Below are 15,634 nucleotides of genomic sequence, written 5' to 3'. Positions count from 1 at the left end.
GCCCCCCGTGTGGGTGCGCTCCAGCAGGAGCGAAGGAAAGTTACCGCGTGCCGCTCTACGTCTTGTCCCTAAGCTGTAGTTGGCGAATGGGCTCTGCGCCAGCATCGCATAGCTAAACTTGGGATTGAAACAAAACTGTCATGAAGATCGTTCCCCACGCTCGGCGTGGGAACGCATCCTGTGACGCTCTGCGTCACTTTGCGGACGCGGAGCGTCCGAGAGGGCATTCCCACGCGGAGCGTGGGAACGATCACTCGCGGGTCAAATTTACTGACCCGGAATATCCTTGCGCAGTTTCACTGGGTCCTGCTGTTTCTTCTTTTTCGCGATGGCGGTACGCATCTTGATGTTCACCGCTTCCACCGCCAGCGAGAACGCCATGGCGAAGTAGACGTAGCCTTTTGGCACGTGCACGTCGAAGGATTCTGCGATCAGCACGGTACCCACGACCAGCAGGAACGACAGCGCGAGCATTTTCAGCGACGGGTGCTTGTCGATGAATTCGCTGATAGTGCCGGCAGCCAGCATCATCACCAATACCGCAACGACGATGGCGGCAACCATCACCGGCACGTGGGAAACCATGCCGACGGCGGTAATCACCGAGTCCAGGGAGAACACGATGTCGATGATGGCGATCTGGATAATGGTGTAGATGAATTTGCCACCGGCGCCTTTGGGCTCGTCCTGGGTTTCATCTTCACCTTCCAGGGCGTGGTACATCTCCTGGGAGCTTTTCCACAGCAGGAACAGGCCACCGAAGAACAGGATCAGGTCGCGACCGGAGATGCCCTGGCCAAACACCACGAACAGGTCGGCGGTCAGTTGCATGACCCAGGTGATCGACAGCAGCAACAGGATGCGCGTGACCATGGCCAACGCCAGGCCGAAGATCCGAGTGCGCGCCTGCATATGCTTGGGCATGCGGCTGACCAGGATCGAAATCATGATGATGTTATCGATGCCCAGGACGATCTCAAGGGCCGTCAGGGTGAAGAAGGCAATCCAGATTTCCGGATTGGTCAGCCATTCCATGTGTATTCCTTTGAGCAAATGTTAAACCGCGCAAGCTGTAGCTCCGCGCGGTGAGTGAGTCGGTACGATTATAGAGTGCTGAACAGCGGAAAAATCCCCATCAGCAATGCGGCGAACATTATGCACAGGCACACCAGCACTGCCCACTTGAGCGTGAAGCGCTGGTGATCGCCGAATTCGATACCCGCCAGGGCAACCAGCAAGTACGTCGAGGGTACCAGTGGGCTGAGCAAATGCACGGGTTGCCCGACGATCGACGCCCGCGCCATTTCCACAGCGGTGATGCCGTAATGGCTGGCGGCTTCGGCCAGTACCGGCAGTACGCCGTAGTAGAACGCGTCGTTGGACATGAAGAAGGTAAACGGCATGCTCACCAGCGCGGTAATCACCGCCAGGTAAGGGCCCATCGCTTCGGGGATGACCGCCAACAGGCTTTTGGACATGGCGTCGACCATGCCGGTGCCCGACAGGATGCCCGTGAAGATACCGGCGGCGAAGATCAAACCCACCACGGCCAATACGCTACCGGCGTGAGCCGCGACGCGGTCTTTCTGCTGCTGCAGGCACGGGTAGTTGACGATCATGGCGATACTGAACGCCACCATGAACAGCACCGGCAGCGGCAACAGGCCGGCAATCAGGGTGCACATCAACGCCAGGGTCAGGGCGCCGTTGAACCAGATCAGTTTTGGGCGGCGAGCGTCGGGGAATTGCGACACGCTGATTTCGCTGTGGTCGATCTCGTCGCCCTGCAGGTGCAATTCACCCAGGCGCGCACGTTCGCGCTTGCCGTACATGTAGGCAATCACCAGGATCGCCACGACACCGGCGGCCATGGCCGGGATCATCGGTACGAAGATGTCCGACGGGTCTACATGCAGCGCACTGGCGGCGCGCGCCGTCGGGCCGCCCCAGGGGGTCATGTTCATCACGCCACCGGCGAGAATGATCAGGCCGGCCATGATCCGTGGGCTCATGCCGATGCGCTGGTACAGCGGCAGCATGGCCGCGACGCAGATCATGTAGGTGGTGGCACCGTCACCGTCCAGGGATACCACCAACGCGAGCACGGCAGTGCCGACCGACACCTTGAGGGGGTCGCCCTTGACCATCTTGAGGATCTTGCGCACGGCCGGGTCGAACAGGCCGGAGTCGATCATCAAAGCAAAATAGAGGATGGCGAACATCAGCATCACGCCGGTCGGCGCAAGCTTGGTGATGCCTTCGAGCATCATCGGGCCGATCTTCGGTGCGAAACCGCCGAACAGCGCGAACAGGATCGGCACGATGATCAAGGCGATCAGCGCGGACAGGCGCTTGGTCATGATCAGGAACATGAACGTGATGACCATGGCAAAGCCAAGGAAAGTCAGCATAGGAATACTCCAGGCGTAGCGCGGCTAGGGAATGGCGGACCGAGTGGCGGTCAGCGCAGAACGAAAGGCACGAGGCGTACGGGTGGAGTTGGAGCGAACAGGCGGGTACGAGCGGACATCGGGAATCACCATTGTTGTTGTTAACAGCCGGTCTGTTGCCGGCAGTGGAGGCGATCCTAGACGGGGAAGCTTTCAGCCAGCTTTCGCTGGGAAAACAGCTGATGAAGGGCAGGCACCAATCTTCAGGTTGGCGCAGAACAAAATGTGGGAGCTGGCTTGCCTGCGATGGCGGTGTATCAGCCAATATCTCTTATGGCTGTGACGCCGTCATCGCAGGCAAGCCAGCTCCCACATTTGGAAGGTGGTTGCTAATAAAATTCAGGGCAGTTCGAGGCCGCCGGCGGCTTTATGCAGCGCCCGCAAATGCTCACCCACTTGTTTGAGGTTGGCCTCACAGGCGGCAATCTCGGCGGCGCGAGACGGATCGAGCAGCGCCCTCACCTCCTTATCCAGCTCGCCGGTCAACGACTGCAACTGCTTCTGGCGTTCGGCGCTTTCTGATTCCAGGCGCTTGGCTTCCGAAGGTTGCGGCAGGCCATAACCCCCACTGTCCAGCAACTCGGCCGGGCGGCTCAGAAAGCCACTGTTGGCGAGAATTTGCTGCAGCGTGTTGTTGGCTTTCTCCATGCCGCCGTATTTCAGCTCGCGGGCATTGAGATAGCGTTGTTTGACCTCATCCTGGGCGAGCATCAGTTGTTTGCGATAGCTGGCCTGCTCCAGCAGCAACAGTGCGGCGCTGGTACGCAGGTCGGCCTGGGCAAACCATTGGCGACGCGCTTGCGCGTCCAGGGACAACCAGTCTTCGACTTGGGTCTGCTTGATAGGCAGTTGCTTGCGTAGCACATCGAACATGGCCTGGTAGCGCTCGCGGAACGAGTCGAAGTGATACCCCAGGCGCAGGGCTTCGCGCTTGTCGTTCAATACACTGGTATCGGCTAGGCCGCGGGCGCTGAGCACTTCCAGCAAGCCGTTGGGGGTGATGTTGTCCAGGCCGGTCAATTGCGGGTTGGCACTGCCACTGCGCAACAGTTTCAGGCTTTCGACCGCACAGTTGTTGGAAATGAAGAAGTAGTTGCCGTCGTAGCTCCAGTGCATCTCGGCGGCATGTTCGACGGTGTCGTTGATTTCCTGGCGGCTGAGCTTCAGTGGCACCGACGCCAGGCCACGCAGTTCGGTCTTGGTGTACTCATCAATGACCTGGGCCAGCGGCAGCACGAACAGCCGTGACGGGTATTTGCCCACCAGGCCATCCCAGCTCGACAGCTGAACGTCACCGACGAAGGCGCGATAAGACAAGACCAGGTGCCGGTCCAGATCTAGCCGGCAATCCGGGCCACGCGGGCGGCCCGGGGCGCAAATCACCAGGCGCAACATGCTGTGGCCCCAACGGCTCACCAGGTTCTGGTTGGCTTCGGCCAGCAAATAGTCGATTTCATACACGCGTTCCGGATCGATCTGGCCCAGGGGCGTCTTGGCGAAATCGTTGCCTGCGTTCAGGAAGGCATAGGTGCTGGCGCAGGTGTCTTGTTCGGGTGGAGCCCAGCCGAAGTGATCCTTGTAATAACGGAACAGCGCGGGGCGGCGACAGGCGTAGCTGGGGTCCAGGAGGAAGTACTCCATGTTGACCGCCACGAACTCCAGCGGGCTGGTGGTTTCGTAGATGTCCGGGCTGCGTACCACCTGATGGTTGTGCTGCTCACGCTCGCCGCGCCGACCCACATATTGTGGCCAGCCGGCGAGATCCAGTAGGCGCGGGTCGTCACTGAGGGTAAAGCGGCGGTCGTTCTGGCCACGGCACTGGTCGGGCAAGCCGATCAAGCCGGTGATGCTGTTCTGACGGCTGCAGCGTTGGATCAGCGTACGCTCGTCCTTGGACCACAGGCGCGCACGGTCATAGATGTGGGTCAGTTCATGCAGCACGGTGGCGAGCATTTCCCGGCGCACAGTACCGTGGGGGCGATTGGTTTTCTGGGTGGCGGCACTGCCGTCAGTCAGGCTGGCGAGCAGGTTCTGGTTGAGGTCCAGTTCGGACACCAGGGATGCCTGGCCGTAAGCGTTTTCAGGCATCTTGTCGGTCCAGCCGACATCGATGCGCCGATCCAACTGCTCGACAAGACGCGGCGGTAAGGAGCGCAGCGCTTCATCGAGCAATGCCTGGCTGGCCTGCTGTTCGGCCGGGCTCAAGCCTTCGGTCTTGAGCCGCAGTTGCAAGCCGGCCTGGGCCGTACTTGCGCACAGCAGCACGGCCCCGGCCAGGAGCCAGGTTTTGAGGCGCCTCACAGAGCGAGGATAGCTTCTGCGAGGGTCTGGTCGCTGGCATCACGGGCTTCTGGCACGCGGGTGCGAAGGGTATCGAACGCGGCTTCCAGCTGGGCGCCACGGATCTCGCCATTGGTGGCGACGAAACTGGCGGCGTCATCGTGGGCTTCGCGCACGACCTTGGAGTCGCGGATGGAGGTGGTGGTGTCCGAGGAGAAATCAATTGTGCGCGCCGAGGCACGCACGACGATGTTGCTGGTGGCCTTCAAGGTTTGCGCCTGGGCGACATCGGCCAAAAACAGCAGGCCGAGGGCGGCGACGATCAGCGGGCTACGCATGGGATGACTCCAATGACAAAGATAGAAATACAACGATGATTATTGGACGAGAATTGCCTGCGCCAGTTCAAGGTCGCTTGCATGAAGTTTTGGCTGGGTACGGCGTAGATAGTCCAGCGCGGACTCCAGGCGTGCGCCCCGCCATTGGCCGTCAGTGGCAATGAAAGCGGCAGCATCATCCCGAGCGGCCAGGACCAACTTATTGTCGAACGGCGCAGAGGTCACTTTGCTGGTGGCATACACGCTGACAACAGTGCTCTGGGTGGACACATCCAACGCGCAAGCCATGGGTGACCAGCAGGCGCAAAACAGAACAGGAACACTCAATAAACGGTATGAAAAAGCCATGGGACTCGACAATTGAAAGCGAGCGCCAAGGCTAGCGCAACCGCCGGGCGAGAGCCAGCGCCGAGCCATCCGGGAGCGGCGGGCGCTCCCGTCTGGTTGCCGTGGGTCAGATAGCCAGGATGGCCTGAGCCAGCTGTGCATCGGTAGCGGTATTCAATTGCGGCGCTTGTTGGCGGATCTGGGCCAGGGCGCTTTCCAGCTTCACGCCACGGATGGCGCCTTCGCTGGCGACAAAGCTGGCGGCGTCGTCACGGGCCGCTTGTACGACCTTGTTGTCGCGCAGGGATGAGGTGGCGTCAGACGTAGCATCGGAGGTTGCCTTCAGAGCGCCGACGATCGAGTCGGTCGTCATGATCAGGCTGCTCGCGTTGGCATTGGCAGCCAGGGTCAGCACAGCGGCAGTGCACAGCAGGCGAAGACGGGACATGGGGTAACTCCTGTAGACGAATAATAAGGTGGCGCGAAACGGCCACAATGAAACGGACTGGGACTGTCGAGCATCAGACGCACGCTCTACAGGGTTCGCCACGTGGTGAACCGATATTAGGCGTGTGCCCAGCTATTCGGAAGCCTGTAATTAAACTGTACCTGTCATATTTTATTAATTTAAAACTGTATCTGTGTGCTTGAATCGAGCCAATCCAATGCGCTATCGCAGATACAACAAAGCCCGCCTCCGGTTACCCGGGGCGGGCTTTGCTTTGACAAATCAGGGTGCTGGCAGTGGACCCGTCAGGTCAGGGCCAGCGGGCGCCACTTAGCGCCAGAACGGCTTGCTCAGCTCTTCGTAGCGTTGAGCTTCGCTGATACCAGCGTCAGCCAGCAGACGCGAATCCAGGCGAGCCAGTTGGTGGCGGCTGGAGATGCGGCGCTGCCACAACATCAGGTTGGCGAGAACGCGCAAAGGCAGGGAAGCCTGGGTGTTTACAGCTTTTTCTTCGAAGAACAGTTCGGAACTGAGTGTACGTTCCATGATGACATCCTTCCGCTTGTGGCGGGATTAGGTAGTGGTTTAACTGATGCCAATGATCCTCCTCCAGCGCAAGACTCTCTAGATACAGTTCACCTGTATTGTGAGAGGCCAGTTAACTGTTTAAGAGGGCTGTACGGTACGAAATTGGGGCAACTGTACCTGTGCGCACTTAAAAGGTGCGAAATAGGCGTTTTTAAGCTGAGGCGTGGGATATTTCGGTAGGAAATGACCAGTACAGCAGTACAGTTTTTTCCAGAAGTACGAGTGGGTTCACCGAGCTGATGAAACTGTATTTGCATCAGCCCGGATCTGTATTCATCAAGCCTTGAGCATGTGCCCGGTTTCTTCCAGGTTAATGTGCCAACTCAGTGCTTCGCGCAGGATGTGCGGGGTATGCCCACCGATGGCGCAGGCAGCATCGAAGTAAGTGTTCAGGGCATCGCGGTAGGCTGGGTGCACGCAGTTATCGATGATGACCCGAGCGCGCTCCCGTGGCGCCAGGCCCCGCAGGTCGGCAAGGCCTACTTCGGTGACGAGAATGTCCACGTCATGCTCGGTGTGATCCACATGGCTGACCATCGGTACCACGCTGGAAATTGCGCCGCCCTTGGCAATGGACTTGGTGACGAAGATCGCCAGGTGCGCATTGCGGGCGAAATCCCCGGAGCCGCCGATGCCGTTCATCATCCGCGTGCCGCAGACGTGGGTGGAGTTGACGTTGCCGTAGATATCGAACTCCAGCGCGGTATTGATACCGATGATGCCCAGGCGCCGTACCACTTCAGGGTGGTTGGAAATTTCCTGCGGGCGCAGCACCAATTTGTCCTTGTAGTGCTCCAGGTTGCCGAATACATCGGCATTGCGTCGCTCCGACAAGGTAATCGAACTGCCGGAGGCAAAGCTCAGCTTGCCGGCGTCGATCAGGTCGAAGGTCGAATCCTGCAACACTTCCGAGTACATGGTCAGGTCTTCGAACGGCGACTCGATCAGCCCGCACATCACCGCGTTGGCAATATTACCGATGCCGGCTTGCAGCGGGCCGAGCTTGTTGGTCATGCGCCCGGCATCGACTTCTTGCTTGAGGAAGTTGATCAGGTGGTTGGCGATGCCTTGGGTGTCGCTATCAGGCGGCGTTACCGTGGAGGCGGAGTCCGCCTGGTTGGTGATGACGATGGCGACGATTTTCTCGGGTGGGATCGGAATCGCAGTGCTGCCAATGCGGTCGTCGACTTTCACCAGCGGGATCGGCGTGCGCGTCGGCCGGTAGGTCGGGATGTAGATGTCGTGCAGCCCTTCCAGGTTCGGGTTGTGCGCCAGGTTGATCTCGACGATCACCTGTTTGGCAAAAATCGCGAAGCTGGCCGAGTTGCCTACGGAGGTGGTGGGCACGATATGCCCTTGCTCAGTGATCGCGACGGCTTCGATCACGGCGATGTCGGGCAATTTGAGCTGATTGTTGCGCAGTTGCTCGACGGTTTCCGACAGGTGCTGGTCGATAAACATCACCTCGCCGGCATTGATCGCCTTGCGCAGGGTGCTGTCGACTTGAAAGGGCATGCGTCGTGACAGTACGCCGGCTTCGGTCAACTGCTTGTCCAGGTCATTGCCCAGGCTGGCGCCGGTCATCAGCGTGATTTTGAGCGGCGAAGTCTTGGCGCGTTCGGCCAGGGCGTGGGGGACGGCCTTGGCTTCACCGGCACGGGTGAAGCCGCTCATGCCGACGGTCATGCCGTCCTCGATCAGTGCAGCGGCGTCTGCCGCGCTCATGACCTTGTTCAACAACGAAGGCAAGCGGATACGATCACGGTACATGAATTGTTATCTCTGGCTACGGAAAGCAAGGTGGGCAGTGTAGTGATTTCAAAAAGTTTCGGCCCGCTACCATGGTCGAATGCCAGGTCGCGATTTAGAGCCTTTGGTCGGGTTTCATGTGTGTGCAAAGCGGGACGCAGAGCATCCCGGGACGCGTTTCCACGCAGAGCTTGGGAACCATAAAAAAACCCCAGCCTACAGCAGGCCAGGGTTTCGGGTATTGCGTTGGCGCAGTGTTATTCGACGGCTTTGACCATGTCTTCGATGACCTTTTTGGCATCACCGAAGACCATCATGGTCTTGTCCAGGTAGAACAACTCGTTATCCAGGCCGGCGTAGCCGCTGGCCATCGAGCGCTTGTTGACGATGATGGTCTTGGCCTTGAACGCCTCGAGAATCGGCATGCCGGCGATGGGGGAGTTCGGGTCGTTCTTGGCAGCCGGGTTGACCACGTCGTTCGCGCCCAGCACCAGCACCACGTCGGCCTGGCCGAACTCGGAGTTGATGTCTTCCATCTCGAACACCTGGTCGTAAGGCACTTCGGCCTCGGCCAGCAATACGTTCATGTGCCCGGGCATGCGACCCGCCACGGGGTGGATCGCGTACTTTACGGTGACGCCGTGGTGGGTCAGCTTCTCGGTCAGCTCCTTGAGCGCGTGTTGTGCCCGCGCCACTGCAAGGCCGTAGCCTGGGACGATAATCACGGTATCGGCATTGGTCAGCAGGAAGGTGGCGTCATCAGCGGAGCCGGACTTCACCGGGCGTGCTTCTTTGGAGCCCGCCGCGGCGCCAGCATCCGGCGCATTGCCGAAACCGCCCAACAGCACATTAAAGAAGGAGCGGTTCATCGCCTTGCACATGATGTACGACAGGATCGCGCCGCTGGAGCCCACCAGGGAACCAGCGATGATCAGCATCGAGTTGTTCAGCGAGAAACCGATGCCCGCCGCTGCCCAGCCGGAATAGCTGTTGAGCATCGACACCACCACGGGCATGTCGGCGCCGCCAATCGGGATGATGATCAGCACACCCAGTACAAAGGCCAAGGCCAGCATCAGCGCGAACGCAGTGAGGTTGCCGGTAAACATGAACGCCAGGCCCAGGCCCAGGGTTGCGAGGCCGAGCACCAGGTTCAGTTTGTGTTGGCCGCCGAACTGTACCGGTGCGCCCTGGAACAGGCGGAACTTGTACTTGCCCGACAGCTTGCCGAATGCGATCACCGAGCCGGAGAAGGTGATTGCACCGATAGCGGCACCGAGGAACAGTTCCAGGCGATTACCGGCCGGTATCGAATCGCCCAAGTGCTTGACGATGCCCAGGGACTGCGGCTCGACCACGGCGGCAATGGCGATGAACACTGCTGCCAGGCCGATCATGCTGTGCATGAACGCGACCAGCTCTGGCATCTTGGTCATTTCAACACGCTTGGCCATGATCGAGCCGGCGGTGCCGCCGACCAGTAGGCCAACGATGACGTAGCCGATACCGGCAGTCGCCAGTTCAGCCCCCAGCTTATAGATGAGGCCGACGGTGGTGAGCACCGCCAGCGCCATGCCGAGCATGCCGAACAGGTTGCCGCGCCGCGAAGTGGTCGGGTGCGAGAGGCCTTTGAGGGCCTGGATGAAACAGATCGACGCGATCAGGTAGAGCGTCGTCACGAGATTCATGCTCATTACTTGGGCGCCTCTTCTTTTACTTTCGGGGCTTTCTTCTTGAACATCTCAAGCATCCTGCGGGTGACCAGGAAGCCGCCGAAGACATTCACCGCCGCCAGGGCCACGGCCAGTGTGCCCATAGTCTTACCCAACGGCGTGACGGTCAGCGCGGCAGCCAGCATGGCGCCGACGATAACAATCGCGGAAATGGCGTTGGTCACGGCCATCAGCGGCGTGTGCAATGCGGGTGTTACGTTCCAGACCACGTGATAACCGACATAAATCGCCAGCACAAAGATGATCAGGTTGTAGATACCGGGGGAGATAAGCTCTTCCATCGTCTGAGTCCCTGCTTAGGCGTTTTTGCGGATGACTTGGCCGTCGCGGCACATCAGGCACGCGGCGACGATGTCGTCTTCGAGGTTGATTTCAAACTGCCCTTCCTTGGTGAAGACCAGCTTCAGGAAGTCCAGCAGGTTGCGCGCATACAAGGCAGAGGCGTCGGCGGCGACCGCACCTGCCAGGTTGGTCGGGCCGCAGATGATCACGCCGTTTTCCACCACGACCTGGTCGGCCACAGTCAGCGGGCAGTTGCCACCCTGGGCTGCAGCGAGGTCGATGACCACCGAGCCGGGCTTCATCTGCGCCACGGTATCGGCGCTCAGCAGGGTCGGAGCCTTGCGGCCCGGAATCAGGGCGGTGGTGATGACGATGTCGGCCTGTTTGGCGCGTTCGTGCACGGCCAGGGCCTGGCGCTGCATCCAACTGCTGGGCATCGGGCGCGCGTAGCCGCCGACACCAACGGCGCATTCACGCTCTTCATCGGTTTCGTACGGTACGTCGACAAACTTGGCGCCCAGGGATTCGATCTGCTCCTTTACCGCCGGGCGTACGTCGGACGCTTCGATCACCGCGCCCAGGCGCTTGGCCGTGGCGATGGCTTGCAGGCCTGCCACACCGGCGCCGAGGATCAGTACGCGCGCGGCTTTTACAGTGCCAGCGGCAGTCATCAGCATCGGCATGAAGCGCGGGTAGTGATGAGCGGCCAGTAACACGGCCTTGTAACCGGCGATGTTGGCCTGCGAAGACAGCACATCAAGGCTTTGGGCGCGTGAAGTGCGCGGCGCAGCTTCCAGGGCGAAAGCGGTGATGCCGCGCTCGGCGAGCTTGGCGATGGTTTCGTTGCTGAACGGGTTGAGCATGCCCACCAACACGGTGCCACTTTTGATCAGCGCCAGTTCGCTGTCGCTGGGGGCAACCACTTTAAGGATCAGCTCGGCGCCAAACGCGTCGTTGGCACTGCCAATGGTGGCGCCTGCCGTTTCATAGGCACTGTCGACGATGCTGGCATTGATGCCTGCGCCGCTTTGTACAGTGACCTTATGGCCCTGGCCGATCAGCTTCTTGATGGTTTCCGGGGTGGCAGCCACCCGCGTTTCACCGGTCTGGGTTTCGAGAGGAACACCAATGTGCACGTCAAATCTCCTGCATGATCTTTTTGCTTTTGATCTTTTTGTAAAAAGGCCAGTGCACCGCGAGTGGCGCAACTGGGGCGGCCGATCAGCACGATCCCGCTGAAATGACAGCGGGGCGCGGCATTTTGCAGGCGAACTTTACGGCCATCAAGGGATTATGACGGGTGACGAAAAATTAACTACAAGTCACCCTGTGACTGATTGTCGCAACAAGCTGAAATAACCTCTTTAAATACAGGCCTTTAAAGGTGTTCAGGCGTTTTCGGTCCGTTTTTCCATTGCCAGTGTGAATAGTCGTGCATTGGCCGGTAAGAGTCGCTAAGAGCCATGAGATACATGGCTTTTAGCCTTATTTTTGGCTGACAAGTACAGTCTGTTTAAATGCGACATATACGTACATCTGTAGGTTCTGAATTTATTTGACTACAAAGTCAGCACTTGCGTTGTGTCCTTCATTTACATGGGTTGTAGCGTCTTGACTGGTCGAGCAGCCAGTCCCTGAATGCATGCAGAGAAGCGGATTCGACCTTTTTGTCAGGAATCATCAGGTAATAAGCCTTTTCGCTGGTCAGTGCTTCGGTGCTGGCGATTACCAGTTGTTGCTCCTTCAGCTCCCGCTGTATGAGGAAGGGAGGAATCAGTGCGATGCCCATGTCATGCATGGCCGCTTGAGACAGCATCGAGAATAGCTCGTATCGAGGGCCTGTCATGTCGCGAGGGATGTTCAGTTGTTGGGCGTTGAACCATTGGCGCCAGGCATAGGGGCGTGTGGTCTGCTGCAGCAGGGGCAGCTCGGCGATCTGTTGAGGGGTGAAATGCGTGCGGTCGCCGAGTAAGCGTGGGCTGCATACCGGTACCGGGTTTTCGCCCATTAACCTGTGGGATTGTGTACCCGACCAGTCGGCGTCCCCGAAGTAGATGGCGGCATCGAACTCGGTGTCGGCGAACAGGAAGGGACGCGTGCGGTTTGTCAGGTTCACCGTGACTTCCGGGTGCTGATGTTGAAAATCCTTCAGGCGTGGGATCAGCCACTGCGTGCCGAAGGTGGGCACCACCGCCAGTTCGATGACATTGGCGCCTTGCTGGCCCATCACCGACAAGGTGTCGCGCTCTACGGCGTCCAGTTGCGTTGCAACCCTGCGGCTATAAGACAGCCCCGCCTCCGTCAGCTTCACTCCACGGCGTGAGCGGCGAAACAGCTCGACACTCAAAAACTCCTCCAGGCTGGCGATCTGTCGGCAAATCGCGCCTTGGGTGATGGAAAGCTCCAGTGCTGCCTTGGTAAAGCTCTCGTGCCGGGCTGCTGCCTCAAAGCTGATGAGTGCGGTGGTACTGGGGATTTTCCGGCGCATGTACGTTGCCCTCACAGATAAAGCGCATTTCTGGGCTTTTTTAGTGTTACGAAGTGAGAAATTAGCACAAGCCTATGCAAAAACCTCGTTTGCCCTCTGCGCTGACCGCGCCTAGTCTGGTTCCACGACTTCTGATTTTTTCCGCGAGGACTTATTCATGGCTGGCAAGGCAAGCTTCAACTGGATCGATCCACTGCTGCTGGATCAACAGCTCACCGAAGAAGAGCGCATGGTGCGTGACAGCGCCGAGCAATTTGCTCAGGACAAGCTGGCTCCTCGTGTGCTCGAAGCCTTCCGTCATGAAAAGACAGACCCCGCTATTTTCCGTGAGATGGGCGAGACCGGTTTGCTGGGGGCGATGATCCCTGAGCAGTACGGTGGCAGTGGTTTGAACTACGTCAGCTACGGTTTGATTGCGCGTGAGGTCGAGCGTGTCGACTCCGGCTATCGCTCGATGATGAGTGTGCAGTCTTCCCTGGTCATGGTGCCGATCAATGAGTTTGGTACCGAGGCGCAAAAACAGAAGTACTTGCCCAAACTGGCCTCTGGTGAATGGATCGGTTGCTTCGGGCTGACCGAGCCCAACCATGGTTCCGACCCGGGTGCGATGATTACTCGTGCACGCAAAGTGGATGGCGGCTACAGCCTGACCGGCGCGAAGATGTGGATTACCAACAGTCCGATTGCGGATGTGTTTGTTGTGTGGGGCAAAGACGATGCAGGTGATATCCGTGGCTTCGTCCTGGAAAAAGGCTGGAAAGGCCTGAGCGCTCCCGCTATCCACGGCAAGGTGGGTCTGCGGGCCTCGATTACCGGTGAAATCGTCATGGATAACGTATTTGTGCCGGAAGAAAATATCTTCCCGGATGTGCGTGGCTTGAAAGGGCCTTTTACCTGCCTTAACTCGGCACGGTACGGGATTTCCTGGGGGGCGCTGGGGGCTGCTGAGTTCTGTTGGCATACCGCGCGCCAGTACACCCTCGATCGCCAGCAGTTTGGTCGCCCGTTGGCTGCTACTCAACTGATCCAGAAGAAGCTGGCCGACATGCAGACCGAGATTACCTTGGCCCTGCAAGGTTGCCTGCGCCTGGGTCGGATGAAGGATGAGGGGACGGCGGCGGTTGAGATCACATCGATCATGAAGCGTAACTCGTGTGGCAAGTCATTGGATATCGCGCGCATGGCCCGGGACATGCTGGGCGGCAACGGTATCTCCGACGAATTCGGAGTGGCGCGCCACTTGGTCAACCTGGAAGTGGTCAACACCTATGAAGGGACCCATGACGTGCATGCCTTGATCCTGGGGCGCGCGCAAACCGGTCTTCAAGCGTTCTATTAATAGGAGCATGGGTATGGGCGCGCTTTCGCATCTGCGAGTGCTGGATTTGTCGCGAGTACTCGCGGGCCCTTGGTCCGGGCAGATTCTTGCAGACCTTGGGGCCGAGGTGATCAAGGTCGAAAGGCCGGGCAGCGGCGATGACACGCGCGCTTGGGGGCCGCCCTTCCTTAAGGATGCGGATGGCGAGAATACCAGTGAGGCGGCGTATTACCTGTCGGCCAACCGTAATAAAGAGTCGGTGACCATCGACTTTACGCGGCCGGAAGGCCAGAAACTGGTACGCGATCTGGCTGCCAAGTCCGACATACTGATCGAAAACTTCAAGGTGGGCGGCCTTGCGGCGTATGGGCTGGACTATGAATCCCTCAAAGAGGTCAACCCGGAGCTGATTTACTGCTCCATCACTGGGTTTGGTCAGACGGGCCCCTATGCGATGCGTGCCGGCTACGATTTCATGATCCAGGGTCTGGGCGGGCTCATGAGCCTGACCGGGCGGCCTGAAGGGGATGAAGGCGCTGGGCCGGTAAAGGTTGGCGTAGCCTTGACCGATATCTTGACCGGGCTTTATTCGACCGTGGCGATCCTGGCTGCGCTAGCGCATCGCGATCACGATGGTGGTGGGCAACATATCGACATGGCGTTGCTGGATGTGCAGGTGGCTTGCCTGGCGAATCAGGCGATGAATTACCTGACCACCGGGACGCCGCCGAAGCGCTTGGGGAACGCTCACCCTAATATTGTGCCCTATCAGGATTTTCCCACTGCCGATGGAGATTTCATCCTCACCGTAGGCAATGACGGGCAGTTCCGTAAGTTCGCTGAAGTCGCCGGGCAGCCACAATGGGCGGATGACGTGCGTTTCGCCACCAATCGCGCGCGGGTGGCTAATCGCGCGGAGCTGATTCCTTTGATCCGTCAAGCGACGGTCTTCAAGACGACCGCTGAGTGGGTGTCGCAGCTGGAGCAAGTGGGCGTGCCATGTGGGCCGATCAATGATCTGGCGCAGGTGTTTTCCGATCCGCAGGTCCAGGCGCGTGGTTTGGCGATTGAGCTGCCTCACGCATTGGCGGGGACGGTGCCCCAGGTTGCGAGCCCGATACGCTTATCCAAGACGCCTGTTGAGTACCGGAGTGCGCCTCCTCTATTGGGGGAGCATACGCTTGAGGTGCTGCAGGGGGTTCTGGGGCTGGGAGCTGCTCATGTGGCCGCATTGAAGGAGGCGGGTGTTATTTGAGCGTTCCCTTCTATATAGAAGCGCACTGGTGAGCTGGTTGTTTTTTAACCGAAGCTAACTTATTGATAGGAAAGCAAAATTAAGAGTTGACGGCGAATTATATCTGTCTATAATTCGCCCCACTTCCGGCGCAGTCGAAACGGAAAACTCCTTGGTAAACAATGAGTTACGCAGTTCTCGACAGCAAGTTGCTTCAGTTCATCGAAGCCAAAAGGAAGTTGAAAAAGAGGTGTTGACAGCAGCGTGTAACGCTGTAGAATTCGCCTCCCGCTTACGAGAGATCGCAAGCGCAAGTGGTTGAAGTTGTTGAAGAAATCTTCGAAAACTTCTGAAAATAACCACTTGACAGCAAATGAGGCTGCTGTAGAATGCGCGCCT

General features: G+C 58.8%; 15 protein-coding genes. 2 read left to right on the top strand and 13 right to left on the bottom strand.

Features of this window, described 5'->3' with window-relative positions:
* Nucleotides 1–267: 267 nt before the first annotated feature.
* The 12 genes from GIW04_RS06890 to GIW04_RS06835 form a co-directional block, all read right to left on the bottom strand.
* Nucleotides 268–1,035 carry a TerC family protein gene (locus GIW04_RS06890; protein ID WP_003187403.1) on the bottom strand — a complete coding sequence of 256 codons (768 nt, stop codon included), beginning with the start codon at nt 1,033–1,035 and terminating at the stop codon, nt 268–270.
* 68 nt (nt 1,036–1,103) lie between these two features.
* Nucleotides 1,104–2,411, bottom strand: coding sequence for a CitMHS family transporter (locus GIW04_RS06885; RefSeq protein ID WP_003187405.1), 1,308 nt, complete (start codon nt 2,409–2,411; stop codon nt 1,104–1,106).
* 378 nt (nt 2,412–2,789) lie between these two features.
* A complete protein-coding gene (locus GIW04_RS06880) occupies nt 2,790–4,751 on the bottom strand; it encodes a DUF7844 domain-containing protein (protein WP_120247378.1) in 1,962 nt (653 codons plus the stop codon).
* Nucleotides 4,748–5,068 (bottom strand): DUF2388 domain-containing protein, encoded by a 321-nt coding sequence (locus tag GIW04_RS06875; protein WP_120247377.1) that lies wholly within the window; start codon nt 5,066–5,068, stop codon nt 4,748–4,750. Before GIW04_RS06875 ends, GIW04_RS06880 begins: the two co-directional genes overlap by 4 nt.
* A 39-nt stretch (nt 5,069–5,107) precedes the next feature.
* The gene (locus GIW04_RS06870) at nt 5,108–5,416 is read right to left on the bottom strand and encodes a DUF2388 domain-containing protein (protein ID WP_003187409.1); all 309 of its coding nucleotides are present in this window, start codon (nt 5,414–5,416) and stop codon (nt 5,108–5,110) included.
* Nucleotides 5,417–5,522: 106 nt separating this feature from the next.
* Nucleotides 5,523–5,843, bottom strand: a complete 321-nt coding sequence (locus GIW04_RS06865) for a DUF2388 domain-containing protein (protein WP_034136006.1) — start codon at nt 5,841–5,843, stop codon at nt 5,523–5,525.
* A 330-nt stretch (nt 5,844–6,173) separates the two neighbouring features.
* Nucleotides 6,174–6,389: a DUF1127 domain-containing protein gene (locus GIW04_RS06860; protein ID WP_003187413.1), complete on the bottom strand. Its 216-nt coding sequence runs from the start codon at nt 6,387–6,389 to the stop codon at nt 6,174–6,176.
* Between the two features lie 318 nt (nt 6,390–6,707).
* Nucleotides 6,708–8,201, bottom strand: a complete 1,494-nt coding sequence (locus GIW04_RS06855) for an acetyl-CoA hydrolase/transferase family protein (protein WP_003187414.1) — start codon at nt 8,199–8,201, stop codon at nt 6,708–6,710.
* Between the two features lie 236 nt (nt 8,202–8,437).
* Nucleotides 8,438–9,874, bottom strand: coding sequence for an NAD(P)(+) transhydrogenase (Re/Si-specific) subunit beta (locus GIW04_RS06850; RefSeq protein WP_021491387.1), 1,437 nt, complete (start codon nt 9,872–9,874; stop codon nt 8,438–8,440).
* A complete protein-coding gene (locus tag GIW04_RS06845) occupies nt 9,874–10,194 on the bottom strand; it encodes an NAD(P) transhydrogenase subunit alpha (protein WP_003187417.1) in 321 nt (106 codons plus the stop codon). Before GIW04_RS06845 ends, GIW04_RS06850 begins: the two co-directional genes overlap by 1 nt.
* Nucleotides 10,195–10,209: 15 nt before the next feature.
* Nucleotides 10,210–11,331: a Re/Si-specific NAD(P)(+) transhydrogenase subunit alpha gene (locus GIW04_RS06840; RefSeq protein ID WP_003187419.1), complete on the bottom strand. Its 1,122-nt coding sequence runs from the start codon at nt 11,329–11,331 to the stop codon at nt 10,210–10,212.
* A gap of 452 nt (nt 11,332–11,783) precedes the next feature.
* Nucleotides 11,784–12,683, bottom strand: coding sequence for a LysR family transcriptional regulator (locus GIW04_RS06835; protein WP_003187421.1), 900 nt, complete (start codon nt 12,681–12,683; stop codon nt 11,784–11,786).
* A 157-nt stretch (nt 12,684–12,840) separates the two neighbouring features.
* On the opposite strand from GIW04_RS06835, the gene GIW04_RS06830 reads away from it, so the two are divergent.
* Nucleotides 12,841–14,022, top strand: a complete 1,182-nt coding sequence (locus tag GIW04_RS06830; RefSeq protein WP_003187423.1) for an acyl-CoA dehydrogenase — start codon at nt 12,841–12,843, stop codon at nt 14,020–14,022.
* Nucleotides 14,023–14,035: 13 nt separating this feature from the next.
* Nucleotides 14,036–15,256 (top strand): CaiB/BaiF CoA transferase family protein, encoded by a 1,221-nt coding sequence (locus tag GIW04_RS06825; RefSeq protein ID WP_057710660.1) that lies wholly within the window; start codon nt 14,036–14,038, stop codon nt 15,254–15,256.
* Between the two features lie 107 nt (nt 15,257–15,363).
* Here the strand turns inward: GIW04_RS06825 and GIW04_RS06820 are convergent.
* Nucleotides 15,364–15,634, bottom strand: a 271-nt coding sequence (locus GIW04_RS06820) for a hypothetical protein (RefSeq protein ID WP_222936341.1), incomplete at its 5' end; no start/stop codon positions are given.

This window comes from Pseudomonas sp. PA-4-8C, assembly GCF_021606625.1.
In the GTDB taxonomy this organism is placed as follows: Bacteria; Pseudomonadota; Gammaproteobacteria; order Pseudomonadales; family Pseudomonadaceae; genus Aquipseudomonas; species Aquipseudomonas lactis.
The sequence above is the reverse complement of the archived record's forward strand: the minus strand, read 5'-3'. Positions and strand labels throughout refer to the sequence as shown.

Bases quoted from the DNA above. Each gene is read 5' to 3' on its own strand.
- GIW04_RS06890 (WP_003187403.1), bottom strand. From the start codon at position 1,035: ATGGAATGGCTGACCAATCCGGAAATCTGGATTGCCTTCTTCACCCTG.
- GIW04_RS06885 (WP_003187405.1), bottom strand. From the start codon at position 2,411: ATGCTGACTTTCCTTGGCTTTGCCATGGTCATCACGTTCATGTTCCTG.
- GIW04_RS06875 (WP_120247377.1), bottom strand. From the start codon at position 5,068: ATGCGTAGCCCGCTGATCGTCGCCGCCCTCGGCCTGCTGTTTTTGGCC.
- GIW04_RS06870 (WP_003187409.1), bottom strand. From the start codon at position 5,416: ATGGCTTTTTCATACCGTTTATTGAGTGTTCCTGTTCTGTTTTGCGCC.
- GIW04_RS06865 (WP_034136006.1), bottom strand. From the start codon at position 5,843: ATGTCCCGTCTTCGCCTGCTGTGCACTGCCGCTGTGCTGACCCTGGCT.
- GIW04_RS06860 (WP_003187413.1), bottom strand. From the start codon at position 6,389: ATGGAACGTACACTCAGTTCCGAACTGTTCTTCGAAGAAAAAGCTGTA.
- GIW04_RS06855 (WP_003187414.1), bottom strand. From the start codon at position 8,201: ATGTACCGTGATCGTATCCGCTTGCCTTCGTTGTTGAACAAGGTCATG.
- GIW04_RS06850 (WP_021491387.1), bottom strand. From the start codon at position 9,874: ATGAGCATGAATCTCGTGACGACGCTCTACCTGATCGCGTCGATCTGT.
- GIW04_RS06845 (WP_003187417.1), bottom strand. From the start codon at position 10,194: ATGGAAGAGCTTATCTCCCCCGGTATCTACAACCTGATCATCTTTGTG.
- GIW04_RS06835 (WP_003187421.1), bottom strand. From the start codon at position 12,683: ATGCGCCGGAAAATCCCCAGTACCACCGCACTCATCAGCTTTGAGGCA.
- GIW04_RS06830 (WP_003187423.1), top strand. From the start codon at position 12,841: ATGGCTGGCAAGGCAAGCTTCAACTGGATCGATCCACTGCTGCTGGAT.
- GIW04_RS06825 (WP_057710660.1), top strand. From the start codon at position 14,036: ATGGGCGCGCTTTCGCATCTGCGAGTGCTGGATTTGTCGCGAGTACTC.